Here is a 24,169-nt window from a genome sequence, read left to right on the forward strand (position 1 = left end):
CCCGGCCCCGGGCCCCCCCGGCGGGGGGGGCGGGGCGGGGGGGCGCGGGGGGGCCGGGGGGGCGGGGGGGCCGGCGGGCCCCCGCTCACCCGGCGGGGGGGGGGGGGGGCGGGGGGGGCCCCCCCCCCCACGGCGATGTTGTTGCCCTTGCTCAGGGCTGTTTCCCTGGTTCGGGGTCAGCGGCGGTCGTCGCCGTCCGTCTCCTCCTCGGCCTGCTTGGCCTGGACCTCGGGGTCCAGGTCGGACAGGCCAGTGCCGTCGACCGAGGAAAGACGGCCCGTCTCGGGCACCTCCGTCGCGGCGGGCGGCTCGACCAGCCAGTCGGGGTTGGCCTGCTTGTCCCACCACTTCCAGGCCGCGAAGGCACCAGCCGCGAGAATCCCCAGAACGAGCAGACCCTTGGCGGCGCGGCCGGCCTTCGCGCGCCGTTCGTGCTTGCGGACCAGTTTCTGGATCTCCTGAGGCGAGACCTGTCCGCGCAGCGCGGCGATCGCCGCCACACCGCGTGCCGCGGCCTCCGCACGCACAGGCTGAGCCGCGGCCACCGCCTGCTCGATCCTCGGCTTGGTGTACTCGGCGGCCTGCACGGCCGCCTGGCGGGTACGGACGGCGGCCTGGTCGACCTTGGGCGGCACATGCGTACGGGCCTGCTCTAGGCGCGGCGCGAGATGGGCGCCGTACTGGACGCGGGCCTGCTCGGCGGCCAGCGACACCTTGGGTGCGAGCCGTACGAGTGCCTCGTTCGCGTAGTACGAGGCCCGGTCCTTGGCCGTGTCGGCGTAAGGCGCCACCACTTCCGCGGCGTGCAGCACGCTGTCCTTCGCCGAGCCGGTCGCGGCGCGCACGCTGTCAATGCGGGTCACGGGTTTTCCTCCTCCTCGGTGGCGTACGTGGGCGTTCGGGTACCCCAAAAAGGCAGAGTTCACCTTTCCACCCTGTTCGAGATCATGCCCCCCGAGGGACCGCGAGGCATGCGAGATAGGGCATACGGGGCAACAGGAGCTTGTCGCCGACAATGCCACGGATCGCCGCGACGCGCCCTGTGCACGCAAGGACTCGAGGGGATTTCTGCAAGCGCGCCCGCGGATATTCGCTCGGAGGTGGTGGCCGGGCGACGCGTGGCCCTGTCCGTGCGAGGATCGGGGGGTCAAAAGAAGGCAACGGAAGGCAGATCGTGGCCGAGCAGCTTTACGCCACCCTGAAGACCAACCAAGGCGACATCGAAGTCCGGCTCCTGCCGAACCACGCGCCCAAGACGGTCCGGAACTTTGTCGAGCTTGCCACGGGCGAGCGTGAGTGGATCAACCCGGAGACGGGTGAGAAGTCCACCGACAAGCTCTACGACGGCACGGTCTTCCACCGGGTGATCAGCGGATTCATGATCCAGGGCGGTGACCCGCTGGGCAACGGCACCGGCGGCCCCGGTTACCAGTTCGAGGACGAATTCCACCCGGAGCTCGCCTTCGACAAGCCGTACCTGCTGGCCATGGCCAACGCCGGCCCCGGTACCAACGGCTCGCAGTTCTTCATCACCGTCTCCCCGACGGCCTGGCTGACCCGCAAGCACACCATCTTCGGCGAGGTCACCAACGCGGCCAGCCAGAAGGTCGTGGACGCCATCGCGAGCACCCAGACGAACCCGCGCACCGACCGCCCGGTCAACGACGTCGTCATCGAGTCGGTCGTCGTCGAGACCCGCAAGAGCTGAGTCCCGCGAGGGCTGAGTCCCGTGAGGGCTGAGACCCGCAAGAGCTGAGTCCCGCGAGGGCTGAGTCCCGAGGACCCGAAGGTCCCGAAGACTCCCGCAGGGAACCAAACGCCCCGCTCATCCGTAAGGATGGGCGGGGCGGTGCAGTGCGTACGACCGGATTGAGGGGACCCCATGGACCAGGCGCCAGGCAACCCGCAGGGCCCGCAGGACCAGGGACATCAGGGCGCCCAGGCCCTGCCCACCTGCTACCGACATCCGGATCGTGAAACCGGTGTGCGCTGCACCCGCTGCGAGCGCCCCATCTGCCCCGAGTGCATGATCAGTGCCTCCGTGGGCTTCCAGTGCCCCGAGTGCGTCCGCGCCGGCTCCGGTACCGGCCACGCGCCGTCGGCCTCGCAGCCCCGCACCCTCGCGGGTGGCACGGTCACCGCGGACCCCCGGCTCGTCACCAAGATCCTGATCGGGCTCAACCTCGCCGTCTTCCTGGTACAGCTGTCGGTGGGCGACCGCTTCACCGACCGCTTCGACCTCATCGGCCGCGCGTACGTCCCGCTGCTCGGCTCGGTCGAGGGCGTCGCCGAGGGCCAGTGGTACCGCATGCTGACGGCGATGTTCCTGCACGGCAGCTATGTCCACATCCTGTTCAACATGCTCAGCCTGTGGTGGATCGGCGGCCCCCTGGAAGCGGCCCTCGGCCGTGCCCGCTATCTCACCCTCTACTTCGTCTCGGGTCTCGCGGGCAGCGCGCTCACCTACCTCGTCGCCGCGCCGAACCAGCCCTCGCTGGGCGCCTCCGGCGCGATCTTCGGCCTCTTCGGCGCGACCGCCGTCCTGATGCGTCGGCTCAACTACGACATGCGCCCCGTGATCGCCCTGCTGGTGATCAACCTGATCTTCACCTTCGGGTGGAGCAACATCGCCTGGCAGGCCCACATCGGCGGACTCGTCGCCGGTGTCGTAGTCGGCTACGCCATGGTCCACGCCCCGCGTGACCGGCGGACCCTGATCCAGTACGGGGTGAGCGCCGTGGTCCTGGCCCTGGTGGTCGTCGCGACGCTGGTCAGGACGGCTCAGCTCACCTGAGGTACCGCTCAGCTCACCTGAGGTACCGCTCGGCTCACCTGAGAAGCCCTGAGGAGCGGTGTTGTCCACAGATCGTGGCGGATCTTGTGCACGCTGTGTGGGAACAGCTGTGCCCCCTGTCACTGACCCGAGTTTTCGCAGGTCGGACAGGGGGCGAACAGGTTTGCGGATCCCGGTAGGTCAGTCACACCGGCGTCAACCCCGGATGAGTTATCCACAGATCGTCGTTCTTTTTCCACCTGTGGAAAACTCTTGTGGATAACTCAGTGGATAACCCTGGGCAGAGCTACTTCCACTGCGTGGAGACGCCGAATCCCGCCGCGATGAAGCCGAAGCCGACCACGATGTTCCAGTTGCCGAGGGCGTCGATGGGCAGTGACCCGTCCGTCACGTAGAAGATGACGATCCAGGCGAGGCCGATGAGGAACATCGCCAGCATGACCGGTGCGACCCAGCCGCGGCTGGTCAGCTTGATGTTGGTCGCCTGCTTCGCCGGGGGCGGCGTGTAGTCGGCCTTCTTGCGGATACGTGACTTCGGCACGAGGGTCTCTCCTGTCGATGCGCTGCGTGGCCGCGCAGGGAACTGGGGGCGGGCTCCGGGGCAGCGTACAAGGGGACACTGAGCGCTCCCCCGGGCGTCCGTTAGCGTAGTGCTTCCGCGGCGCCGAAGGAGATAAGGGTACGTTGAGCAATTCTGCCGACTCCCCCGGGACGGGTTCCAGTCCTGCCGTTACGCGTCGTTTCAGGCCCGTACGTGTACTCACCGTCGCCGTCTTCGCGCTCGCCGGGCTGATCTTCTTCACCAGCTTCAACACGGCCAAGGGCACCAATATCCGCACGGACGCGTCCATGCTGAAGCTCTCCGACCTCATTCAGGAGCGCAGCCACAAGAACGCGTCGCTGGACGAGTCCAACGGCGTCCTGCGCGACGAGGTCGACGCGCTCGCCGGGCGGGAGAACGGCGGCAGCAAGGCCGACACCGCCAAGCTCGCCGCGCTGGAGAAGAACACCGGCACCCAGAAGCTCAAGGGCAAGGCCGTCACGGTCACCCTCAACGACGCCCCGCCGAACGCCACGGCCAAGCTGCCCGGCTACCCCGAGCCGCAGCCCGACTATCTGGTCATCCACCAGCAAGACCTGCAGGCCGTGGTGAACGCCCTGTGGCTGGGTGGCGCCCAGGGCATCAAGGTGATGGACCAGCGGCTGATCTCCACCAGCGCCGTGCGCTGTGTCGGCAACACCCTGATCCTCCAGGGCCGGGTCTACTCGCCCCCGTACAAGATCACCGCGATCGGTGACCCCCAGAAGCTCCAGAAGGCCCTCGCCGACTCTGCGGCGATCCAGAACTACATGGTGTACGTCAACGTCTACGGGCTCGGCTGGAAAGTCGAGGAGAACGGAACGGTGACTCTTCCCGGCTACTCGGGCACAGTGGATCTCCACTACGCAAAACCTGTGGAGTAGTGGCTGAAGCAGCTGCCGCTGGGGGTCCCGTGTCGGTGCGAGTGCTCGTCCGGACAGTGAGCGAACTGTGCATCACCGTCGGCACGCTCATCGTGCTCTTCGTGGTCTACGTCCTGTTCTGGACGGGCGTGAAGGCCGACAGCGAGATGAACCACCAGATCGACCAGCTCCAGAAGCAGTGGTCGAAGGGATCGGTCGCGCAGCAGTCGAAGGCGCCCCCGATCGCCCCGTCAACCGGGAACCCGAAGACGCCGACGGCGCAAGCGAGCGAGAGCCCGAAGGCCCCGGGCCCCTACGTCTACGGCAACCCCTTCGCGGTGATGTACATCCCGCGTCTTGGTTTCACGTGGAACAAGCCCGTGCTCGAAGGCACCGGCACGAGCGTCCTGCAGAAGGGGCTCGGGCACTACCGGGGGACGGCCCAGCTCGGGCAGGTGGGGAACTTCTCCGTCGCGGGGCACCGGCGCACGTACGGCGACCCGTTCAAGGACTTTCCCCAGCTGCGCAGGGGGGACGCGGTGGTGCTGACCGACGGGACGACCTGGTTCACGTATCGGATCGACAAAGGCCCTTACAAAACAGTGCCTACGGACGTTGAGGTGATCGATCCTGTGCCACGTAAGTCCGGGTACACGGCTCCGGGCCGCTATCTCACGCTGACCACGTGCGATCCGGAGTGGGGACACAGCCATCGGCTGATCGTCTGGGCACACCTGGATTCCACGCAGCCCGTGGAGGCCGGGAAACCTCAGGCGCTACGCCGTTAGTCTGGTCCCGTACGGCGTGGGTCCGATGGTGTAGGGCGTGGCTCTGGTGCCGTGATGCGACGGAAGGGACAGCATGTACGGCTTCATCTGGCGGCATCTGCCGGGAAACGCATGGGTGAAGGCGCTGATCTCACTCGTGCTCGTTCTCGCGGTGGTCTACGTACTCTTCCAGTACGTCTTCCCGTGGGCCGAACCGCTGCTCCCCTTCAACGATGTGACGGTGAACAACCAGTGAGCGCGCGGATTCTCGTCGTCGACAACTACGACAGCTTCGTCTTCAACCTGGTCCAGTACCTGTACCAGCTCGGCGCCGAGTGCGAGGTGCTGCGCAACGACGTGGTCTCGACCGCGCACGCCCAGGACGGATTCGACGGCGTACTGCTGTCACCCGGCCCCGGCGCCCCCGAGCAGGCCGGCGTCTGCGTCGACATGGTCCGGCACTGCGCGGACACGGGCGTCCCCGTCTTCGGCGTCTGCCTCGGCATGCAGTCGATGCAGGTGGCGTACGGCGGTGTCGTGGACCGGGCGCCCGAGCTGCTGCACGGCAAGACGTCGTTGGTGGAGCACGAGGGCAGAGGCGTCTTCGCCGGACTGCCGTCCCCCTTCACCGCTACCCGCTACCACTCGCTGGCCGCCGAGCCGGAGACCGTGCCGGCCGAGCTGGAGGTCACCGCCCGTACCCACGACGGGATCATCATGGGGCTGCGCCACCGTGAACTCCCGGTCGAGGGTGTGCAGTTCCATCCCGAGTCGGTGCTGACCGAGCACGGTCACCGGATGCTCGCCAACTGGCTGGTGGAGTGCGGCGACCAGGGTGCCGTGGCGAGGTCGGTGGGGCTCGCCCCGGTGGTGGGCAGGGCCACGGCGTGACCGCGCTGCGCCCCGAGCGCGAGTCCGGCGCCGCCTACGGCGACATCGGAGACAACGGGCCCTCGTACGGGCAGCAGCCGTACGGGGGACCCGGCGCGTTCGAGGCCGCGGTCGAGCAGCTCGCGGATCCGCTCACCGATCCGCTGCCGGGCTCAGGGGCCGCCGCGCGGCCCGGCGGGCGGCACGCCGCCCCGCCGCCGGCCGACGTACCGCCCGCCGCCGGGTCGGAGGGCGGGCTCCGGCAGGAGTGGTCCGGGCAGGGACAGCACCAGTACGCCGTGGACGGCCCCGAGGAGTACACGCGGGACTGGCAGGGGTTGCCGAGGGGTGCGCAGGATCCGGCTCCCGGCTACGGCGAACCGCTCACCAGACCCATGCCCATGTACGCCGAACCGGTCGGCGCGGCTCCGAAGCTGGACGACGCGACCGTGGCGCTGCGTGCCTCGGAGGTCTCCGAGGCACGGCGCAGGGCCGAGCAGTTGGCGGGCAGGGCCACGAACGAGGGGATACCCGCGCCCGGGGGACGTGCGGCGCGGCGCAAGGCGGCGCGGCGCCATGGGCGCCACGGAGGGGCTCAGGAGCCCCAGGATGCCCAGGAGTCGGTGGAGTCGGCGGAGAGGGCCGCTGAGGCGCCGCTGAGCCGTATGGAGGCCCGGCGGGCGGCGCGTGCGAAGAAGCCTGGTGCGGCCGTCCTCGTCAGCCGGCTGATCGGCGAGGTGTTCATCACCACCGGCGTCCTGATGCTGCTGTTCGTGACCTACCAGTTGTGGTGGTCGAACGTGCGGGCGCACCAGCAGGCGGGCAGTGCCACGCACCACCTCCAGGAGGACTGGGCGAGCGGCAAGCGGAGTCCGGGGACGTTCGAGCCGGGACAGGGTTTCGCCATCCTGCACATCCCGAAGCTGGACGTGGTCGCTCCGATCGCCGAGGGAACCAGCAAGACGGACGTGCTCGACCGCGGGATGGTGGGTCACTACGGCGAGGGAGCCCTGAAGACGGCGATGCCGGACGCCAAGACGGGCAACTTCGGGCTCGCGGGGCACCGCAACACGCACGGAGAACCGTTCCGGTACATCAACCGGCTCAAGCCCGGCGATTCCATCGTGGTCGAGACCCAGGACGACTACTTCGTCTACAAGATGACGTCGATCCTGCCGGTGACGTCCCCGTCGAACACGAAGGTGCTGGACCCGATCCCCCAGGGGTCCGGTTTCACGGCGCCGGGCCGCTACATCACACTGACCACCTGCACGCCGGAATTCACCAGCAAGTACCGCATGATCGTGTGGGGCAAGATGGTCGAGGAACGCCCGCGCAGCAAGGGCAAGCCGGACGCGCTCCTCGGGTAGGAGCCCCGTCGGGCACCAGCACGTGAGACAACCTGAGACAGACCAGACGGGGCAGATGCACAGTGGCAGCGAGGACCGACCACGACGAGCGCGCCGAGGCCGAGGCCGACGCCGAGACGGCCGCTCCGAAACGTCGTGGAGCGAGCCCGATCGCGAGGGCGGTCAGCATCCTGGGTGAACTCCTCATCACCGCGGGCCTGGTGCTCGGCCTGTTCGTCGTCTACTCGCTGTGGTGGACGAACGTCGTCGCGGACCGCGAGGCCGACAAGCAGGGCGACAAGGTCCGCGACAACTGGGCCCAGGACAAGGGCGGTCCCGGTGCCCTGGACACCAACGGCGGCATCGGCTTCCTGCACGTTCCGTCCATGAAGAACGGCGAGGTGCTGGTCGACAAGGGCACCTCCACGAAGGTCCTCAACGACGGCGTCGCCGGCTACTACGTGGACCCCGTCAAGGCGACGCTCCCGATGAGCGACAAGACGGGCAACTTCACGCTCGCCGCCCACCGCGACGGCCACGGCGCCAAGTTCCACAACATCGACAAGATCAAGAAGGGCGACCCGATCGTCTTCGAGACCAAGGACGACTGGTACGTCTACAAGGTCTTCTCGATCCTCCCGGAGACCTCGAAGTACAACGTCAAGGTCCTCCAGTCGGTCCCGAAGCAGTCAGGCAAGACGAAGCCGGGCCACTACATCACCCTGACGACCTGCACGCCGGTCTACACGTCGGAGTACCGCTACATCGTGTGGGGCGAGCTGGAGCGAGTGCAGAAGGTGGACAGCGCGCGCACGCCGCCGGCGGAGCTGGGCTGAGGTGACTGAGCTCCTCGCAGGAGCTCAGTCACCTCATACGGCGAAGGCTCGGAGCCGCAACTTCCTCTTGCGGCCTCGGGCCTTGCCGTTTCGCGCTACCTGTCGCAGTGCCTTGAGGCGTCCGGGCGGCGCCCGCGAACTTCTGCATGTCGGCGCTCGGAACGGAGGAGCGGCTGTCGCGGTTTTTGCCACGCTGCCCCGCAGGGCCTTCGATACCAGCAGAACCGCTTCGTTCAAACGACGAACTGTGCCCCGCCGGGAGCCCGGGCGGGGCACAGTTCCTTCAGCCGTTGATTCGACCGCCGCGTCAGCCTCCGGTGAGACCGCCGAAGAAGCCGTTGCCGCCGTTGTTGCCGCCGTTGTTGTTGCCGAGGCTCTGGGTGGTCAGGATGATCGCCGTGGAGTTCGGGTCTGCCTGCGTTCCCTGCTGGGGGTTCTGGCTGATCACGATCGCGTTGTCGCTCTGATCGCTGCCGTCGGCGAACTGGATGTTGTTGAAGCCGTTCTGCTGCAGGGTCTGCCTGGCCTGCTTGACCGTCTGGGTGACGACGTTCGGGACCTGTGTCTGGGTCGCCGCCGCCTTGCCGATCTGGATGATCACGTTGGAGTTCTTGTCGGCCTGGTTGCCGATTGCCGGAACGGTCGAGATGACCTTGTTGGCCTGGTTCGGGTCGGTCACGTCGACCTCGGTGCAGCTGCCGACCAGGTTGTTGGCCGTCATCGCGGCCTTGGCCTCTTCACACGACTTGCCGGCGACGTCCGGGATCGTGGACTTCGCGACAGCCTTGGCGATGGTGAGGGTGATCGTCGATCCCTTCTCCACCTCCTTGCCGAGTGGCAGGGACTGCTCCAGGACGGTGTTCGGGGTCTCCGTGGATTCCTGGGCCTTCGTCTTGACCTGGAACTGGTAACCGTCACCCTCGAGGATCGTCTTGGCGTCGTCCAGGCTCTTGCCGAGGACGCTGGGCACAGCGACCTTCGGCGCCCCCGTGGACACCACCAGGTTGATGGTGTCGCCCTTGGTGGCCTTCACGCCCGCCTTGGGGTCCTGGGAGCAGACGTTGCCCGTCTTCTCGGTCTCGCAGGGCTTCTTGGTGATCGAAACCTTCAGCTCGGCGTTGGTGGCCAGCTGGGTGGCCTCCTTCACCGTCTGGCTGACGAGGTTGGGAACGGGGACGGTGTTGTTGCTCACCCCGCCGCCCCCGAACATCCACTTCCCGATCAGGATCGCGCCGACCAGGACCAGCACACCCGCCACGACCAGCAAAATCGTCGAGGTGTTCGATTTCTTCTGCTGGCGGCGGCGGGCCGGGCGGTCGTCGTAGTTGTTGTAGCCGTAGCCGCCGTCGTCCGGGTTCATCGGGGGCAGCATGGACGTGGCCTGGGCGTCCGAGGAGCGCAGCGCCGTGGTGGCCTGGTCGTCCGGGTAGCCGCCGTAGCCCACGGAGCCCATGGCGGCCGTGGCCGCGACGGGCTGGCCGTCGAGGCAGGCCTCGATGTCCTGGCGCATCTCGTCGGCGGACTGATAGCGGTAGTCCGGGTCCTTGACCAGTGCCTTCAGGACGATCGCGTCCATCTCGGGCGTGATCTCGGGGTCGAAGACCGAAGGCGGCTGCGGCTCCTCACGTACGTGCTGGTACGCGACCGCGACCGGGGAGTCGCCCACGAAGGGCGGACGCACGGTCAGCAGCTCGTAGAGGAGGCAGCCGGTCGAGTAGAGGTCCGAGCGCGCGTCGACCTGCTCGCCCTTCGCCTGCTCCGGGGAGAGGTACTGGGCGGTGCCGATGACCGCGGCGGTCTGCGTCATCGTCATGCCGGAGTCACCCATGGCGCGGGCGATGCCGAAGTCCATGACCTTGACCTGGCCGTTGCGCGTCAGCATGACGTTGGCCGGCTTGATGTCGCGGTGGACGATTCCGGCGCGGTGGGAGTACTCGAGGGCCTGGAGGATGCCGATGGTCATCTCCATGGACCGCTCGGGGAGCAGTCTGCGGCCCGAGTGCAGCAGCTCGCGCAGCGTGGACCCGTCGACGTACTCCATCACGATGTACGGGATGGAGATGCCCTCGATGTAGTCCTCACCCGTGTCGTACACGGCGACGATCGCGGGATGGTTGAGCGAGGCGGCCGACTGGGCCTCCCGGCGGAACCGGGCCTGGAACGACGGATCGCGTGCGAGGTCGGCTCGCAGCGTCTTCACCGCCACGGTGCGGCCGAGCCGGGTGTCATGGGCGAGATGTACCTCCGCCATGCCACCACGGCCGAGCACCTGGCCCAGCTCGTACCGGCCGCCGAGGCGACGCGGCTCTTCCATAGCTACCTACCAGCCCTCTCCGTCGGTCCCGACCGCACGCATGTGTGGTCCGGCGGTGTGCCGTCCGGGCATACCGTACCCGGCTCGGCTCCTGTGACCTGGCCAAGCCCGTCACCCGATACAGGACCGGTATCGCAACGTGCACCGATGTGAAGGGGACGTGACAGGGGTCACTTCTTGCTGTTGATGACCGCCTCCATCACGCTCTTCGCGATGGGGGCGGCGAGACCACCGCCCGTGATGTCCTCACGGTTGGCGCTGCCGTCCTCGACCACGACGGCCACGGCGACCGGCGAGCTGCCGTCGGGGAGCTTGGCGTACGAGATGAACCACGCGTACGGCTTCTCGCTGTTCGCGACACCGTGCTGGGCGGTACCGGTCTTGCCACCCACGGTGACGCCGCTGATCTGGGCCTTGTTGCCGGTGCCCTGCGGATCGTTGACGACCGTCTCCATCATGGACTGAAGGATCTGGGCGTTGCTCTTGGAGAGCGGCTCGCTCATCTTCTGCGGTTCGGTCTGCGAGATGACGTCCAGGTTCGGGGCCTGCAGCTTGTCCACCATGTACGGCTTCATGAGCGTGCCGTTGTTGGCGACGGCGGAGGCGACCATGGCCATCTGCAGCGGGGTCGCGGCGGTCTCGAACTGGCCGATGGAGCTGAGCGCGGTCGACGGCTTGTCCATCGACTTGGGGAAGACGGAGGCGTTGGAGCGCACCGGCGTGAGCTGCTCGGAGTTGAAGCCGAACTTCTCGGCCTCCGCGAGCATCTTGTCCTTGCCGAGATCCGCGCCGATCTTGCCGAAGACCGTGTTGCAGGACACCTTGAGCGCCACGCGCATGGTGGCGTTCTCGCAGGGGATGTTCCCCTCGTTCTTCAACGGGGTCGTGGTGGTCGGCAGGGTGTACGGCAGCGGCGAGTTGGTCTTCTGGTCCGCGGATGTGTACAGGCCGTTCTCCAGCGCCGCCGCCGCGGTGACCACCTTGAAGGTGGAGCCCGGCGGGTAGGTCTCGCGCAGCGCCCGGTTGAGCATCGGCTCGTCGGGGTTGTTCTTCTTCTGGAGCTTGTTCCAGGCCTTCTCGTCGCTCCCGGAGATTCCGGCGAAGGTCGAGGGGTCGTACGACGGGGTCGAGGCCAGTGCCAGGATCGCGCCGGTCTGCGGGTTGATCGCGGCGACGGCGCCCTTGCCGCGGCTCAGCAGGCCCTGGTACGCGGCCTTCTGCGCGGCGGCGTTGAGGGTGGTGACGACGTTGCCGCCCTGCTTCTTCTTGCCCGTGATCATGTCGAGGGTGTTGCGGAAGAAGAGCCGGTCGTCGTTGCCGGTGAGGATGCCGTCGTCCAGCTTCTCCAGCTGGGAGGCGTCGAAGGCCTGCGAGGCGTACCCGGTGACCGGCGCCCACATGGGGCCGTCCTTGTAGGTGCGCTTGTACTCGTAGTCGTTGATGCCGCTCTTGGTCGACTTGGTGGCCCCGGTGATCGGGTTGCCGTCGACGATGATGTCGCCGCGCGGAGTGGCGTACCGCTCGATGGCGACGCGGCGGTTGCTCGCATCGGTCCGCAGGCTGTCCGCCTGGACGTACTGGATGTAGTTGTCGCGGATGAGCAGGGCGAGGACGAGGAGCCCGCAGAAGAGCGCGATCCGGCGCAGAGGCTTGTTCACGGTCGGACCACCTGGGTCATCTCGGCGTCGGGGCTGGGGGCGGGCGCGGGGGCCGGGCGGCGGGCCGTGTCGCTGATTCTCATCAGGATGCCCATCAGCGCCCAGTTGGCGATGACGGAGGAGCCTCCGTAGGCCACGAACGGCATCGTCATACCGGTGAGCGGGATCAGGCCCATCACGCCGCCCGCGACGACGAAGACCTGGAGCGCGAAGCCGCCGGAGAGGCCGATGGCGAGGAGCTTGCCGAACGGGTCGCGGGCCGCGAGCGCCGTGCGGATGCCGCGCTCCACGATCAGGCCGTAGATGACCAGGATCGCCATGATCCCCGCCAGGCCCAGTTCCTCGCCGAAGCTGGCGAGGATGAAGTCGGAGTTGGCGGCGAACCGGATGAGTTCCGAGTGGCCCTGTCCCCATCCGGTGCCGAGCGTGCCGCCGGAGCCGAAGGCCCACAGGGCCTGCATGGCCTGCTCGGAGTGGAGGATGCCGTCGTGGGTCACGGTCCGGCTGAGCTTGTACTCGCGCATCGGGTCGAGCCAGGCCTGGACACGCGTCTGGATGTGCGGTTCGAAGCTCGCCACGCCGACGGCTCCGACCGCCGACATCAGCAGACCGAAGACGATCCAGCTGGTCCGCTCGGTGGCGACGTACAGCATGATCACGAACATGCCGAAGAACAGCAGCGAGGTACCGAGGTCGGTCTCGAAGACCAGGATCAGGATGGAGACGAACCAGACCACCAGGATCGGGCCGAGGTCACGGCCGCGCGGCAGGTAGAGGCCCATGAAGCGGCGGCTGGCGAGGGCCAGCGCGTCACGCTTCACCATGAGGTAGCCGGCGAAGAAGACCGCGAGGATGATCTTCGCGAACTCGCCGGGCTGGAGGGTGCCCAGACCGGGGATCGAGATCCAGATCTTGGCGCCGTAGATGTTGGCGCCGAGGCCCGGGACCAGCGGCAGCAGGAGCAGGACCAGGGCCGCGAACATGGAGATGTAGGTGTAGCGCTGCAGGACGCGGTGGTCCTTCAGGAAGATCAGCACGGCGACGAACAGACCGATGCCCAGCGCGGTGTACATCAGCTGGCGGGGCGCTGCCTGCGCGAAGTTGGGCAGCGACTGGAGCAGCTTGGACTGGTCGAGACGCCAGATCATCACCAGCCCGAGGCCGTTGAGCAGCGTCGCCAGCGGCAGCAGCAGCGGGTCGGCGTACGGCGCGAACTTGCGGACGCCGAGATGGCCGACGCCCGCGATCAGGCCGAGGCCGAGGCCGTAGCTCAGCAGTCCGGACGGCACCTTCTCGTCGATGGCGAGGCCCACGTTGGCGTACGCGAAGACCGGGATGAGGACGGCGAACACCAGCAGCGCCAACTCGGTGTTGCGGCGGCTCGGTGTGCCGATCGAACCGATGGTCGACGTGTGGTGCGTCGGCGTGTTCGTACTACTGCTCATGGTGTGACAGGGCCCCTCACGGCTTCTTACTGCTTACCGCACAGCGAGACCAGCTTCTGCTCCTCGTCGGAGAGGCTGGGGCCGGGTGTGGGAGTGGGTGCGGTGGAGGTGGACGGTTTCGAAGACGGTGCCGAGCTCGATGCGTTCGGCTTCGGGGACGGGCTGGATGTGGCCTTGGACGTCAGAGAGGTGGTTGTGGTTCCCGTGGTTCCACCTGCCTGGCCCGTGCCGGTCTTCGCGCTGTTGCTGTCGGCGGCGCGGCGCTCGGCGTCCTTCTTGCACGCGGAGGCCTGCGTGGCGAGCTCGCTGATCTTCTTCTGGGCGTTCTGGAGGCCGCCCTCCGCGATCGTCGCCTTGATCTGCTTCTGCTGGTACGGCGGCAGGTACTTGAGTTCGATCTCGGGGTGATCCTTCTCCACCTTCGAGAGCGAGACCCAGGCCAGGTCCTGGCTGATTCCGCGGTACAGCGCGACGTGCTGGTCCTGGGTGCCGACGTAGTACTGCGTCTGCGTCCACTGGTAGCCGCCGTACAGACCGCCGCCGATGACGGCGAGGGCCAGCGCGGTGTAGAGGGATCTCTTCAGCCACTTGCGCCCGGCGCTCGGCTTGACGAAGTCCTCGTCGGAGTAGTCGCCGTAGCCGCCCGTGGAGACGTAACCGGTGGTGTCGCCGCTGCCGGGCGGGCCGAACTCGCCGCCACCGCCCTGTCCGGGCACCGGACGGCCGAGGCTGGAGGCGCGGCCCGCGGGGGTCTGCATGGCGCCGTTGTCGTGCAGCTGGTGCTGGTGCTGGTTCTCGGCGACCGCGCCGACCACGACCGGGGTGTCGGAGAGCTGGGCGGCGAGGGTGTCGCCGGAGTCGATGTCGAGGACGTCGGCGATGATGACGGTGATGTTGTCGGGGCCGCCGCCGCGCAGCGCGAGCTCGATGAGGTTCTGGACGGTCTCCTGCGGGCCCTGGTAGCTGGCGAGCGTGTCTTCCATCGTCTGATGGGAGACGACGCCGGACAGGCCGTCGGAGCAGATCAAGTAGCGGTCGCCGGCGCGGACTTCGCGGATGGAGAGGTCCGGCTCGACGTGGTCGCCGCTGCCCAGCGCGCGCATCAGCAGGGAGCGCTGCGGGTGGGTGGTGGCTTCCTCTTCGGTGATGCGGCCCTCGTCGACGAGGCGCTGCACCCACGTGTGGTCCTGGGTGATCTGCGTGAGGACGCCGTCACGCAGGAGGTACGCGCGGGAGTCGCCGACGTGCACGAGGCCGAGGCGCTGACCCGTCCACAGGAGTGCGGTGAGGGTGGTCCCCATGCCCTCCAGCTGGGGGTCCTCCTCGACCATCATCCGCAGCTGGTCGTTGGCACGCTGTACGGCGGTGCCCAGCGAGGTGAGGATGTCGGAGCCCGGGACGTCGTCGTCGAGCGCGACGATGGTGGAGATCACCTCGGAGGAGGCGACCTCACCGGCGGCCTGGCCGCCCATCCCGTCGGCGATCGCGAGCAGGCGGGGACCGGCGTAACCGGAGTCCTCGTTGCCCTCGCGGATCATGCCTTTGTGCGATCCGGCGGCGAAGCGCAGTGACAGACTCATGCGCACCTCGCCCGTCGGCTCCGGGTACATCCGCACGGTGCCCACCCTCCGGTCGGGAGCGCGCCGGGGTCCGTCGTGTGGACCGCTGCTGCGTGCTCGCTCCGCTCGCTCATTGTCGTACTACTTCCGCAGCTCGATGACGGTCTTGCCGATGCGGATCGGCGCGCCCAGCGGAACAGGCGTGGGAGTCGTCAGTCGGCTCCGGTCGAGATACGTGCCATTGGTGGAGCCGAGGTCCTCGACGATCCACTGGCCGTCCCGGTCCGGGTAGATCCTGGCATGGCGGCTGGACGCGTAGTCGTCGTCCAGCACGATGGTGCTGTCGTGCGCGCGGCCCAGGGTGATGGTCTGCCCCTGCAGCGCGACGGTCGTGCCCGTGAGAGTGCCTTCGGAGACGACCAGCTTGGTGGGGGCGCCGCGGCGCTGTCGGCCACCGCCGCCGCTCGGCGGCGCCGCCTGCTGGCGCTGCGGAGGTGGTGTGGTTTGGCGCGCGGCCTGCTGCGGCCTGGAGGCGTCCCTGCGCGAGCCGCGCTGTGTGACGCGCGTTCCGAACAGGTCGCTGCGGATGACCTGCACGGCCACGATCACGAACAGCCACAGTACGGCCAGGAAACCCAGCCGCATGACCGTGAGGGTCAGCTCTGACATTGCCCCCGCTTCACCCTTCGGCTTGCCGGTAAATGATGGTGGTGCTGCCCACGACGATCCGCGAGCCGTCGCGGAGCGTAGCGCGGGTGGTGTGCTGCCCGTCCACCACGATGCCGTTGGTGGACCCGAGATCCTGGATCGTCGAGGGCGTTCCGGTCCGGATCTCACAGTGCCGGCGGGATACGCCGGGGTCGTCGATCCGCACGTCTGCTTCGGTGCTGCGGCCCAGCACCAGCGTCGGGCGGGAGATCTGATGGTGGGCGCCGTTGATCTCGATCCAGTGCCGCATGCGGCCGCCGGCCGCCGGGCCCGGAGCCGCGCCGGGCCGGGAGCCCATGGGCGAGGGGCCGGGGCGCACGCCGGGCGGCGGCGCGGACGGCATCGGGGGAGCGCCTGCGGGACTCGCTCCCGGGGCGGCAGCCGGATAGCCGTAGCCACCGGGCCGGCCGGGGGGCGGGCCCGCGGGGGCGCGCTCGGGGGTCTGCTGGTCGGTGGAGGAGGCGAGCGTACGGCTGCGCACCCGGTAGAGACCGGTGTCGAGGTCGTCCGCCTTCTCCAGGTGGACCTTGATGGGGCCCATGAAGGTGTAGCGCTGCTGCTTGGCGTAGTCGCGCACCATCCCGGCCAGCTCGTCGCCGAGCTGGCCGGAGTAGGGGCTGAGGCGCTCGAAGTCCGGCGCGCTCAGCTCCACGATGAAGTCGTTGGGTACGACGGTCCGGTCGCGGTTCCAGATCGTGGCGTTGTTGTCGCACTCGCGCTGCAGCGCTCCGGCGATCTCCACGGGCTGGACCTCGGACTTGAACACCTTGGCGAAGGTGCCGTTGACCAGACCTTCGAGACGCTGCTCGAACTTCTTCAGGACTCCCATGGGGCACCTCCTCCTTCGTAACCGTCCTGGTTCTGCCTGCTGTCCACGTCGTACTGCCTACGGCCCACTGTGTCGTACGGCCTGCCGTAGTCGTCCTGGTCCTGCTGGTACTGCTTACTGATCGTATCCACGCGTCGGGAAATCGGCTGGTTCCCCCTGTCGGCCCTGTCGACGGGTGTCGACGCCTTCCGAAGTCCCTTCCCGAAGTTCCCGCCGGGGCACCTCTTCGAACACTTCCCGGCACTACTCCTGCCAAGGATCGTAGAGGCGCTCCGAGACCAGTGTCCCGCACCTGACTGTGCACCCTGCCCTGCTCCTGGAGAGATGGCCTGGACCGGTACGAGGTTGATACGTGAACCGGTTAGGCCTGAGACGTGCGGTGCCGGCGGGGCCTGTGGCCGTGGAAAGGGATGTGATTCCACCCCGGACAGCGTGCTAATCTTCTGCATGTCGACAGGCGCTCACACCACTCGGTGAGAGACCAAAGACACACCCAATGCGCGGGTGGCGGAATAGGCAGACGCGCTGGATTCAGGTTCCAGTGCCCGCAAGGGCGTGGGGGTTCAACTCCCCCCTCGCGCACCAGGAGAAACCGACGAAACGGGTCTCCACCAGTGACGAAAGTCCTGGTGGGGCCCGTTTCTCGTTGTTGCGACGGGCCGGCCCGGACAGTGACGCGGCAGGGCCCCGACGGTGAGGTATCTCACGGTCGGGGCCCTGCTTTTCGTGCTGGTTGTTCTCCGGTTGGTGCTGGGGTGGCGCTGGCCCTCGGATCAGGCGGCCGGCATCAGGTGGCCGGTGGGTGTCCAGGCTCCGCGATCTTTGGTCTTCCGCCGGTGGTGGGTGCGGCGGCGGGGGCGGTCGCCGCCGAGCGCCAGCGTCTCGAGCCATTTCTTGATCTTGCGGCGGTTGGCGTGGGCGAGTGGGAAGGCCAGGAGGATCGTCTGGGCCGCGATGCCGCGGATGCGGCGTGAGCCCGCTGCTTCGATGCCCTCGGCCATTCCGGGCCGCCGTACTCCAGGGACTGCCAGTGCTTGGCGCCGGTTTCGGGGCTGACGGTGATCGTGCGCCGGCGGCAGACCTTGAGGGGGCCCGCTGGGCTGGGCTCCGGGTCGACGAGGGGGAGGTGGATGCCGCGGCCGAGGGTGTGGGGTTTGAGGGGGCACTGGGCCTTGCCTGCCAAGGAGGAGAAGGAGTCTGGCGCGGACCACCCGCTGCTGTCGGACCGCCGCAACATCGTGGTCGTCGTCGACGAGGCGCACCGCAGCCACTACGACTCCCTCGACGGCTACGCCCGCCACCTGCGCGACGCGCTCCCGCACGCCACGCTTTTTGCTTTCACCGGCACCCCGATCTCCGAGGCCGACCGCAACACCCGCGAGGTGTTCGGCGACTACATCGACGTCTACGACCTCAAGCGTGCCGCCGACGACGGCGCCACCGTCAAGGTCTTCCACGAGAGCCGCGTCATCCAGCTCGTCATGGACCAGGACGTCGACCCCACGGAGATCGACGAGGAGGCCGACCGCATCACCGACGGCTTCGACGACACCGAGCGGCGCCGCGTTGAGCAGGCCGTCGCCACGATGAACGCGATGTACGGCGCGCCCGCCCGCATACGGGACCTCGCCGCGGACCTGGTGGAGCACTGGGAGTTCGACGGGAAGATTGTCCACAGGGTGGATACGGGGGCGGCAGGAGTGTGAGCGGGACCACGAAGGAGGAGCGCGGGGAATGGCGCAAGTACATCATCGGGCTGAGGTGCGGTTGCCCGCCGACTGCACCGTGCACCCCTGCGGTGCGTTGCCAGTGACAGCGTCGAGCTGGGACGGGGCTGGGACCAGCACCGCCTCTGACGGGCATGCCGCGAGACCAGATCGACCGGGCGTCGTCCGACGCTCGGTCTACTCCGCCATAGCAAACCTGGTCAATTCTCGCGAACGGCTTGGTTCATGTCGGCCGCCGACCCCAAGTCACCCCCGACGTCGGCCAAGGCATGTCATCTGAAGAAGCCGACCGCGATGAAGAATGCCCCCAGAGGGATCCAGAAACCGCCCACGAGACGCAGTGTTTTCGGTGTGGCGGTTCCAACCGTTGGGTTCGTTTGAGCGAAGCCACGAAAGGCCCGTTCAGCCGCCCCGCCGACATTCGTAGCGAAGAGAATCCCAACTACGAAGAAGATGATTCCAATCATCCCGAAGAACATGGATTTATTTTCCCTTCCCGCTTTCCCACAGGGTCCATCCGTCTGCGTTACTAAACCCCGTGGAAGCTTCGTTGCCCAAGCCCGCACCTATACCGTACGAGGCTGTGCCGACGGGGTCGCCTTTCGAGTTTGTTGTCCCGATTGCGTTCTGATGGGCCCCCCAAATACCAAGACCGGCGTGGAGTGATCCCGACTTGTCCCAACCCGCACCCTTCAGCTGACTGATGTCGTCGGCGTTGCTCTTTACGACTCCGACATTTGCAGCGGCGCCGAAGTCCCAGCCTGCGGTAGTGCTCCCTCCGGAATACATCAAGTTGAGTTGGTTGCGGCCGTCCGGAGTGTGGGTTTCGACGAGAGAAATCGATCCGGAAATGCCCACGCCGAACCCGAGGGAGCCGCCGATCGTAATCCCTTGGGTGTTGTTGTAGCCGGTAGCGTCTGCGGCGCCTTCAATCACCGTGCCCACGAGCTTCGTGCCCAGACCGCCGGGCTGCTGCGAAAATATCTGAGCGCCCTTCCCGATACCCCTGAGGATGGTCTTAAGGGTACTGTCGCTGGACTCCTTCTCCTTTTTCTTACGCTCGGCTTCGGCTTTCTGCTCCGCTTCTTCCCGTTTGGCCTCCTGTTCGTATGTCCCGATGTCGCCGGCTGCGGCCCCGTTGAAGTTGTGGCCCTGGCCCAGGGGGTCCAACGCGCGCTCGTACCAGCTCTTGACCCCGGCTGCCTCGCGCAGAGCGCTTTCGACGATCTGGTCCTCGTCGTCGACCGCTTGCACAGCATCCTTGATCTTCTTCGTCCAGTCGGCCTCGGCCTCTTTCACCTGCGACACGTACGTGGGGTAGTCCGGTTCGTGCCTGAAGGGGGCGAGTTTAGTGAAGTCGTAGACCGCCTCGCCTTTGCTGTTGACGGTCATGTCGTCCTTCTTCGCCTGCTCGACCAAGTCCTTCACGCGGCCGATCAGCTGGGAGAACCGCTCGTAGGCGGCCCGGAGAAGCGAGGCCATGGCGCGGGCCTCCGTCTGCGCATCGGTGAACTGCTTGCGTGTGACCGCAAACCGCGAGGCGGCCGCGTTGGCGCTGACGCCGACCCATCTACCGTCGCTCGCAAAGGACTCCACCTTCGCCCCGTACAGGCGCCCCAGGTCGTCAAAACCGCCGGCCATGTCGTCCCAGTCCTTGGCCGCTGTGATCAACACACCCAGGTTGATGGTGACCACGTCCTGATAGGTGAGCTTGCCCGTGGCCATCTCTAGCCTTCCCGACGGGTCTCGTGCCCCGTGTCGATCTGCACTATCTGGCCCCCGATGCCGAAGTCGAGGTACTGGAAGTCCTGATGGGTCTTCTCCAGCGCCGTCTGGTCTTCCCCCAGGCGCCCTTTCAGGCTCTTGACCTGCAGGTCCCATTCCTCATGCGCGGCCTTGAGCCCGGAGCCGGTAGCCCAGCCGCTGAATTCCCGAACGGTCGCCGACGAGGATTCATCGGCATGGCTGCCGGCAGTGTCCGTGTCGGGCCGAATCTCATCCCGTAGCGACTTGACCGCAGCTTTCTTCCCCGACTTGTTCGTCTTGAGGTCGGCCGATTCTCCGGTGCCGCCCCCGCCTCCGCCTGCGGCAGCAGCGCTGTCCAGTCGCATGCCTTCCTGCCTGCGGGCCAGTGCATCGGCCTTCAACTGCTCCCACTCATCCCACGCCATGTCAGGACCTCCCCCCGTGGTTGCTGTCTCCGTACGGCCAGCCAGTCGGCCCGGGGCCCGGCGGCACGGCCGCCTGCGCAAGGCCCGCCACCGCAACGCGTCGGCGCCTGCGCACCGCACCGGCGACAAGCACCGCACCGGTAAGGAAGGCGGCTCCAACGCCCGTGAGAATCCAGGGCATTGCACTGGTGGTTCCGGAAGCCGCAGCCGCCGGTTTCCCCTCAGGTTGTGCGGAAGCGGAGGCCGCCCCGTCGGACGCCTCGGACGCCGCCTGTTTGAAGTCGGGCAGCGGGTACACGTCGGCTGGGCCGGGACTGCCAGGGTTCGTCAGCGCGATGCGGGGCCGTACGGTGCCGTAGCCGAGATAGTCGGTGCGCTCCTTGCCGTTCTTGGGTTTGCTCGCGGTGTTGAGCATGACCCGCAGGACCTGGTTGTTCGTCCAGTCGGGGTGCTTGGACCAGATCAGGGCGGCGGATGCGGAGGCGATGGCGGTGGCGTCGCTGGTGCCGTGCGTCTTGCACAGTTCCGTACCGCCGAGGCAGGCGGCGACCATGTCCTCGCCCGGTGCGGCCAGATCGACCTGGGGACCGTGCTGGGACTCCTGCGTCGCCTTGACGTTTCTGCCGATCGCTCCGACGCCGGCCACGCCGGGAGTTGCCGCCGGGTACTCCAGCTCGTTGAGGCCGGCGCCGTCATTGCCTACGCCTGCGAAGATCAGCTTGTCCTTGGACAGCGCGTAGGCGACGGACTCGTTCAGCTGCCGTGAATGCGCGGTGCTCGCCTGTGAGATGTTGATGACCTGGGCATCCGAGTCGGCCGCGTACCGAATGGCCTTCGCCATGTAGGTGGGGTAGTCGTCCGGGTTGCCGTCACTACGGCTCTGCTCGATGAAGTCCGGAATGCGGATCGGGAGGATCTTCGCCCCCGGGGCCAGGCCGTAGGAACCTGTCACTCGGCCTTTGGCTCCGGTTCCGGCGATAAGGACGGCCATGCTGGTGCCGTGGCCGTCGTAGTCCGAGTGTTCGTCCCCGGGGTGCCTGGAGTAGTCCTTGCCCGACAGGACTTGGCCGCGCAGGTCGGGGATGTCGCCCTGGACGCCGGTGTCGATCACGGCGACCGTGATGCCCTTGCCCGTGCTGGTCTTCCACATCTGCTCGGCCCGCATGGCATCCAGGTACCACTGCCGGTCGCGGACGGTGTCGGCGTACGCGGGCGTCACGGCGACGCCCGCCAACAGGACGCCGGCGACGGCCGCTACGACCTGGCCGTACCGTCCGGCCTGCTTGCTGCGGGTGCGCATGGTCATCCTTCTCGTCGTGCGTGTCCGTCGGGACCGCTGGGCAGGCGGGGCGTGCTCGGTCGACCGTCTTCGTCCTCTGCCCTCTGATGCGTGCGGTTGCGCGACCGCTCGTCACGGGCGGAGCAGTCACCACCGTATGGGGCAGGGGCGACGGCGGAGGCACCGCGGGCTGTTCCGCCGCTCTGCGGCCGTGCGCCGTCTGCGCCCGATCCCCGTACGAGTCCGGCGCGCCCTGAGGTGAGCCCCGCCCGTCCACGCTGTCGGGATGTCTTGGGCTGCCCGCCGACGATCCCATTGGACTGTGCAAGCGGGCGGGCGCTCTTCGCCGCGCTTTCGGGGTTTGTCGTGCGGTCGTTGCCGCGGGGCGGCGTGGTGCCAGGGCCGGATCCTCCCGGTGCGGTGCCACGGCCCATGGGAGGCTGCTGCTGACTCGGAGTGCCGCCGACAACGGTGCCGCGTGGAATCGCACCAGCAGGTCGTCCGTTCGTTGGCGATACGGGGCGGCCACCGGTGATGCCGTTGGCGCCTCTGGCCGCACCAGGGACGGCCGGTCCACGCCCAGCGGCCTGCGGCTGGCTACCGGACATGCCGGGGCCGAAGGGGCCGGTGAGTCCGCGCCCCGGCACGCGTGAAGCTCCCGACGTGGCAGAGCCGGAAGGCGTGGGCACAGGGCCCCGGCCTCCGTACACGGCTCGTCCCTCGCTTCCCCGAACGCTGGGCGGAATCGTCGTACCGGCCCCGAAGGCGGGTGGCAGAAGTCCGGTCGGCGACGACGTCCTGACGCCCACATCGCCTGCGCCCGAGGAGGGAGCCGAAGCGGACGGTGGAACCGTGGGGGCGGACGGGAGCGTGCTGACGCTGTCGATCGCCGTGTTCGTCGTTTCCGGCAGGCGGCCTGGCGTCGCGTCCGGCACTACCGGCAAGACCGCCATGTGGTGGCTCGCGGCTACCCGTGGAGCCGGGCTCGTTCCGCTTGAACTGGTGCCGATGGCAGCCTTGTGAACGGACGTCTGAGCTTGTGTCGTCGTCGCCTGGCCTGCCGCGCCGCCGGAAGACGGGGCAGAAATGTGAGTGTCGCCATGAATCTCGGACGGCACGAACTGCTTCGGCAGCTCAGGAAACTCGGGCGCCTCCAGCGCGTCGATCTGCTCCGTCGAGGCGGTGTACGACTGGGCCAGCTTCATCATCTGCCCGGCCGCCTCGGCGCTGTGGTTGGCGTACTGGGTCTTGGCCTTCGTCACCTCGGAGTCCGTGGGGCCGCCATCGTGGTTACCGACGTCGGTCGCCTTTGCCGCGTGCGCGTCGAGCACCGACCGTGCGGTGGCACTCTGCCTGCGCAGGATCTCCAGCTGGGGCTTGACCTCGTGGAGCGTGTCCGCGGCGTGGCCCAGCCACTTGCCTGCGGTTTCGCTGTAGTCGCCCAGGCCCAGAGTGGCCAGCGCGGCCTGGTGGCACCAGGTCCGGAACGCCTCGCCGCCCTCGCCGTCCCACTCGACCGCCAGGCTGTGCGTGCGCAGGTCGCTGCCGATGTCCTTGATCGTCTTGGCGGCCTGGGTCAGCAGGTCGCCGAGTTCCGTGGCTGTCGCACCGTCCGCGGGTTCGACCATGGCCCACAGCTGTTCGGGGTCGTGGGCCAGGAACCGGGTCAGCTTGACCATCTCCCAAGCCCGGCTGCCCAGATCAGACATGGAGCCGCCCTGCCTTCCCAGCCTCGGGCACCGTGCTGCCGCTCTTCTCCGACACGGACATCACAGGCCACCGGCTTCCGCGTTCGTCGACTGGGAGCCCTGCGGGTCACGACCCGACTCATTCGACCCGTTGCCGGTGTGTGCCCTCGCCCCCGGACCCGCCTTGTCGACGAGCAGCTTGTCTGCCTCGATCCGGATCCGGCTCAGGCGGTCGCGGATGTGGTCATCCAGGTTGTGGTAGTTGCTCTTCGACGCGTCGACCGTGACGACCAGTCCCTCGATCTGAAGCGCCAGCATCTTGGACAGGTTCTCCAGGCGGGAGTGCACGCGGGTGTAGGCGGTGTGCAGCGCGTCGGCCTCGTCGAAGCTTCCCAGCCGTCCCGTCGGCAGGGCACCGTCCGCGATCCTGCGCGGGGCGGCCTTCGACTCTTCCAGCTGGGTCAGGAGGTCATCGACCCGCTTTTTGAAGGTCGTCAGCGTCTCGCTCTCGACCCGCAGTACCTGGGAGACGGCGGCGCCGACGCCGGCGAAGGGCCCAATACCCGACGCTGCGATCGCTCCGGCAACCGCGCCCAGTGATGCGGCAGTTGCCTGCGGGTCCCCTGTGCCCGCCACCATGTCCTCCCCCATAAGGCTGACTTCGCAGCGAGTATCTTCGGTCGCTCACTGACAGTGCCTCTGACATTCCCGTTCGTAACAGAAGCAACTCCC

General features: G+C 67.8%; 25 protein-coding genes and 1 tRNA gene. 10 read left to right on the forward strand and 16 right to left on the reverse strand.

Annotated features, from left to right (window positions below; translation table 11 throughout):
• Nucleotides 1-176: 176 nt before the first annotated feature.
• Nucleotides 177-863, reverse strand: coding sequence for a DUF5324 family protein (locus ACFZDJ_RS08125; protein ID WP_390932702.1), 687 nt, complete (start codon nt 861-863; stop codon nt 177-179).
• A 311-nt stretch (nt 864-1,174) separates the two neighbouring features.
• On the opposite strand from ACFZDJ_RS08125, the gene ACFZDJ_RS08130 reads away from it, so the two are divergent.
• Nucleotides 1,175-1,708 carry a peptidylprolyl isomerase gene (locus tag ACFZDJ_RS08130; RefSeq protein ID WP_168509662.1) on the forward strand — a complete coding sequence of 178 codons (534 nt, stop codon included), beginning with the start codon at nt 1,175-1,177 and terminating at the stop codon, nt 1,706-1,708.
• A gap of 174 nt (nt 1,709-1,882) precedes the next feature.
• Nucleotides 1,883-2,794, forward strand: coding sequence for a rhomboid family intramembrane serine protease (locus ACFZDJ_RS08135; RefSeq protein WP_390932706.1), 912 nt, complete (start codon nt 1,883-1,885; stop codon nt 2,792-2,794).
• A 286-nt stretch (nt 2,795-3,080) separates the two neighbouring features.
• Here ACFZDJ_RS08135 and crgA read toward each other — a convergent pair whose 3' ends face one another.
• Nucleotides 3,081-3,335 (reverse strand): cell division protein CrgA, encoded by a 255-nt coding sequence (gene crgA, locus ACFZDJ_RS08140; RefSeq protein ID WP_054236413.1) that lies wholly within the window; start codon nt 3,333-3,335, stop codon nt 3,081-3,083.
• A 143-nt stretch (nt 3,336-3,478) separates the two neighbouring features.
• Between crgA and ACFZDJ_RS08145 the strand changes: the two genes are divergently transcribed.
• The 6 genes from ACFZDJ_RS08145 (at nt 3,479) to ACFZDJ_RS08170 (ending at nt 8,059) form a co-directional block, all read left to right on the forward strand.
• Nucleotides 3,479-4,258, forward strand: a complete 780-nt coding sequence (locus tag ACFZDJ_RS08145; RefSeq protein ID WP_168509664.1) for a DUF881 domain-containing protein — start codon at nt 3,479-3,481, stop codon at nt 4,256-4,258.
• A gap of 35 nt (nt 4,259-4,293) precedes the next feature.
• The gene (locus ACFZDJ_RS08150; RefSeq protein WP_391057839.1) at nt 4,294-5,025 is read left to right on the forward strand and encodes a class E sortase; all 732 of its coding nucleotides are present in this window, start codon (nt 4,294-4,296) and stop codon (nt 5,023-5,025) included.
• 73 nt (nt 5,026-5,098) lie between these two features.
• Nucleotides 5,099-5,260, forward strand: a complete 162-nt coding sequence (locus tag ACFZDJ_RS08155) for a hypothetical protein (RefSeq protein ID WP_165854063.1) — start codon at nt 5,099-5,101, stop codon at nt 5,258-5,260.
• Complete coding sequence (locus ACFZDJ_RS08160) at nt 5,257-5,895, forward strand: aminodeoxychorismate/anthranilate synthase component II (RefSeq protein WP_391057029.1); 639 nt, start codon at nt 5,257-5,259, stop codon at nt 5,893-5,895. Before ACFZDJ_RS08155 ends, ACFZDJ_RS08160 begins: the two co-directional genes overlap by 4 nt.
• On the forward strand, nt 5,892-7,244 hold the full coding sequence (locus ACFZDJ_RS08165; protein WP_391057032.1) for a class E sortase: 1,353 nt from the start codon (nt 5,892-5,894) through the stop codon (nt 7,242-7,244). Before ACFZDJ_RS08160 ends, ACFZDJ_RS08165 begins: the two co-directional genes overlap by 4 nt.
• Before the next feature lie 62 nt (nt 7,245-7,306).
• On the forward strand, nt 7,307-8,059 hold the full coding sequence (locus tag ACFZDJ_RS08170; RefSeq protein WP_390932714.1) for a class E sortase: 753 nt from the start codon (nt 7,307-7,309) through the stop codon (nt 8,057-8,059).
• A 307-nt stretch (nt 8,060-8,366) separates the two neighbouring features.
• Here ACFZDJ_RS08170 and pknB read toward each other — a convergent pair whose 3' ends face one another.
• From pknB to ACFZDJ_RS08205, 7 genes are all read right to left on the reverse strand, one after another.
• On the reverse strand, nt 8,367-10,373 hold the full coding sequence (gene pknB, locus ACFZDJ_RS08175) for a Stk1 family PASTA domain-containing Ser/Thr kinase (protein ID WP_391057035.1): 2,007 nt from the start codon (nt 10,371-10,373) through the stop codon (nt 8,367-8,369).
• 170 nt (nt 10,374-10,543) lie between these two features.
• Nucleotides 10,544-12,031: a peptidoglycan D,D-transpeptidase FtsI family protein gene (locus tag ACFZDJ_RS08180; RefSeq protein WP_384913830.1), complete on the reverse strand. Its 1,488-nt coding sequence runs from the start codon at nt 12,029-12,031 to the stop codon at nt 10,544-10,546.
• Entirely contained in the window at nt 12,028-13,476 is a 1,449-nt protein-coding gene (locus ACFZDJ_RS08185; RefSeq protein WP_390932720.1) for an FtsW/RodA/SpoVE family cell cycle protein, read from the reverse strand. Before ACFZDJ_RS08185 ends, ACFZDJ_RS08180 begins: the two co-directional genes overlap by 4 nt.
• Nucleotides 13,477-13,502: 26 nt before the next feature.
• Nucleotides 13,503-15,056: a Stp1/IreP family PP2C-type Ser/Thr phosphatase gene (locus ACFZDJ_RS08190; protein ID WP_391057038.1), complete on the reverse strand. Its 1,554-nt coding sequence runs from the start codon at nt 15,054-15,056 to the stop codon at nt 13,503-13,505.
• A 120-nt stretch (nt 15,057-15,176) separates the two neighbouring features.
• Complete coding sequence (locus ACFZDJ_RS08195) at nt 15,177-15,704, reverse strand: FHA domain-containing protein (protein WP_168509669.1); 528 nt, start codon at nt 15,702-15,704, stop codon at nt 15,177-15,179.
• Between the two features lie 10 nt (nt 15,705-15,714).
• Nucleotides 15,715-16,572, reverse strand: coding sequence for an FhaA domain-containing protein (locus ACFZDJ_RS08200; protein WP_391057041.1), 858 nt, complete (start codon nt 16,570-16,572; stop codon nt 15,715-15,717).
• A complete protein-coding gene (locus ACFZDJ_RS08205; protein ID WP_384913837.1) occupies nt 16,560-16,703 on the reverse strand; it encodes a hypothetical protein in 144 nt (47 codons plus the stop codon). Before ACFZDJ_RS08205 ends, ACFZDJ_RS08200 begins: the two co-directional genes overlap by 13 nt.
• A gap of 367 nt (nt 16,704-17,070) precedes the next feature.
• Here ACFZDJ_RS08205 and ACFZDJ_RS08210 point away from each other — a divergent pair.
• A tRNA-Leu gene (locus tag ACFZDJ_RS08210) sits at nt 17,071-17,157 on the forward strand.
• A 188-nt stretch (nt 17,158-17,345) separates the two neighbouring features.
• On the opposite strand, the gene ACFZDJ_RS08215 is transcribed toward ACFZDJ_RS08210, so the two are convergent.
• Entirely contained in the window at nt 17,346-17,573 is a 228-nt protein-coding gene (locus ACFZDJ_RS08215) for a hypothetical protein (RefSeq protein WP_391057043.1), read from the reverse strand.
• A gap of 171 nt (nt 17,574-17,744) precedes the next feature.
• Between ACFZDJ_RS08215 and ACFZDJ_RS08220 the strand changes: the two genes are divergently transcribed.
• The gene (locus tag ACFZDJ_RS08220) at nt 17,745-18,278 is read left to right on the forward strand and encodes a DEAD/DEAH box helicase family protein (protein WP_391057045.1); all 534 of its coding nucleotides are present in this window, start codon (nt 17,745-17,747) and stop codon (nt 18,276-18,278) included.
• Nucleotides 18,279-18,571: 293 nt separating this feature from the next.
• On the opposite strand, the gene ACFZDJ_RS08225 is transcribed toward ACFZDJ_RS08220, so the two are convergent.
• The 6 genes from ACFZDJ_RS08225 to ACFZDJ_RS08250 are packed head-to-tail and all read right to left on the reverse strand — an operon-like array spanning nt 18,572 to nt 24,076.
• Nucleotides 18,572-18,778 carry a hypothetical protein gene (locus tag ACFZDJ_RS08225; RefSeq protein WP_391057047.1) on the reverse strand — a complete coding sequence of 69 codons (207 nt, stop codon included), beginning with the start codon at nt 18,776-18,778 and terminating at the stop codon, nt 18,572-18,574.
• Nucleotides 18,779-18,782: 4 nt separating this feature from the next.
• Nucleotides 18,783-20,024 (reverse strand): hypothetical protein, encoded by a 1,242-nt coding sequence (locus tag ACFZDJ_RS08230; protein ID WP_391057049.1) that lies wholly within the window; start codon nt 20,022-20,024, stop codon nt 18,783-18,785.
• Nucleotides 20,025-20,026: 2 nt separating this feature from the next.
• Nucleotides 20,027-20,470 (reverse strand): hypothetical protein, encoded by a 444-nt coding sequence (locus ACFZDJ_RS08235; RefSeq protein ID WP_390932733.1) that lies wholly within the window; start codon nt 20,468-20,470, stop codon nt 20,027-20,029.
• A gap of 1 nt (nt 20,471) precedes the next feature.
• A complete protein-coding gene (gene mycP, locus ACFZDJ_RS08240) occupies nt 20,472-21,770 on the reverse strand; it encodes a type VII secretion-associated serine protease mycosin (protein WP_391057051.1) in 1,299 nt (432 codons plus the stop codon).
• Nucleotides 21,771-21,772: 2 nt separating this feature from the next.
• Nucleotides 21,773-23,458, reverse strand: a complete 1,686-nt coding sequence (locus tag ACFZDJ_RS08245) for a hypothetical protein (RefSeq protein ID WP_391057054.1) — start codon at nt 23,456-23,458, stop codon at nt 21,773-21,775.
• A gap of 60 nt (nt 23,459-23,518) precedes the next feature.
• Nucleotides 23,519-24,076 (reverse strand): hypothetical protein, encoded by a 558-nt coding sequence (locus ACFZDJ_RS08250; protein ID WP_391057057.1) that lies wholly within the window; start codon nt 24,074-24,076, stop codon nt 23,519-23,521.
• Between the last annotated feature and the right edge of the window lie 93 nt (nt 24,077-24,169).

This window comes from Streptomyces sp. NPDC007896, assembly GCF_042959425.1.
Lineage (GTDB): Bacteria > Actinomycetota > Actinomycetes > Streptomycetales > Streptomycetaceae > Streptomyces.

Excerpts from the sequence above, each read along its gene's own strand:
- ACFZDJ_RS08135 (WP_390932706.1), top strand. The coding sequence starts at position 1,883 with ATGGACCAGGCGCCAGGCAACCCGCAGGGCCCGCAGGACCAGGGACAT.
- ACFZDJ_RS08155 (WP_165854063.1), top strand. The coding sequence starts at position 5,099 with ATGTACGGCTTCATCTGGCGGCATCTGCCGGGAAACGCATGGGTGAAG.
- pknB (WP_391057035.1), bottom strand. The coding sequence starts at position 10,373 with ATGGAAGAGCCGCGTCGCCTCGGCGGCCGGTACGAGCTGGGCCAGGTG.
- ACFZDJ_RS08185 (WP_390932720.1), bottom strand. The coding sequence starts at position 13,476 with ATGAGCAGTAGTACGAACACGCCGACGCACCACACGTCGACCATCGGT.
- ACFZDJ_RS08190 (WP_391057038.1), bottom strand. The coding sequence starts at position 15,056 with ATGAGTCTGTCACTGCGCTTCGCCGCCGGATCGCACAAAGGCATGATC.
- ACFZDJ_RS08195 (WP_168509669.1), bottom strand. The coding sequence starts at position 15,704 with ATGTCAGAGCTGACCCTCACGGTCATGCGGCTGGGTTTCCTGGCCGTA.
- ACFZDJ_RS08200 (WP_391057041.1), bottom strand. The coding sequence starts at position 16,572 with ATGGGAGTCCTGAAGAAGTTCGAGCAGCGTCTCGAAGGTCTGGTCAAC.
- ACFZDJ_RS08215 (WP_391057043.1), bottom strand. The coding sequence starts at position 17,573 with ATGGCCGAGGGCATCGAAGCAGCGGGCTCACGCCGCATCCGCGGCATC.
- ACFZDJ_RS08225 (WP_391057047.1), bottom strand. The coding sequence starts at position 18,778 with ATGTTCTTCGGGATGATTGGAATCATCTTCTTCGTAGTTGGGATTCTC.
- ACFZDJ_RS08230 (WP_391057049.1), bottom strand. The coding sequence starts at position 20,024 with ATGGCCACGGGCAAGCTCACCTATCAGGACGTGGTCACCATCAACCTG.
- ACFZDJ_RS08235 (WP_390932733.1), bottom strand. The coding sequence starts at position 20,470 with ATGGCGTGGGATGAGTGGGAGCAGTTGAAGGCCGATGCACTGGCCCGC.
- mycP (WP_391057051.1), bottom strand. The coding sequence starts at position 21,770 with ATGCGCACCCGCAGCAAGCAGGCCGGACGGTACGGCCAGGTCGTAGCG.
- ACFZDJ_RS08245 (WP_391057054.1), bottom strand. The coding sequence starts at position 23,458 with ATGTCTGATCTGGGCAGCCGGGCTTGGGAGATGGTCAAGCTGACCCGG.
- ACFZDJ_RS08250 (WP_391057057.1), bottom strand. The coding sequence starts at position 24,076 with ATGGTGGCGGGCACAGGGGACCCGCAGGCAACTGCCGCATCACTGGGC.